This window comes from Sutterella massiliensis, assembly GCF_016899755.1.
GTDB classification, from domain to species: domain Bacteria; phylum Pseudomonadota; class Gammaproteobacteria; order Burkholderiales; family Burkholderiaceae_F; genus Sutterella; species Sutterella massiliensis.
The window spans coordinates 1-328 of the sequence record NZ_JACJJC010000360.1 but is presented as its reverse complement, the minus strand read 5'-3'; the positions used below and the strand labels follow the sequence as shown (position 1 = coordinate 328).

The window sequence follows — 328 nt, the reverse complement described above, 5'->3', positions numbered from 1 at the left end:
CGTAGCAAGAGAGGCCTGTTCGAAGACTTCGGCACCGATCGTATCGGCCGCATTCTTCTGCCCGAACATGCCTGCTGCCGAACCCGGATTGGTGATGTCGCGGAGATCATTGCGAACGGCTGCATTCGTGGCAGCATCGTCCGTGTCGGCGATTTGCCAAATCTCGGCGATGCGAGCCGCAGCTATGCCCGACCCCGTTGCGGCGATGGCGCTGAAGGCACGAGCATTCTTCGCGAGATTGCTTTCACCTGTCAGCGAAGCGACTGCTGCCGCGCTGTCTTTTACTTCGAGCGAAAGGCTGCCGTCGGTACCAATGTCTGCCTTATAG

General features: G+C 59.1%; 1 protein-coding gene. It reads right to left on the bottom strand.

Going from position 1 to position 328, the window contains the following annotated elements:
- Positions 1-328, bottom strand: a 328-nt coding sequence (locus H6A60_RS12915) for a hypothetical protein (protein WP_205105266.1), incomplete at both ends; no start/stop codon positions are given.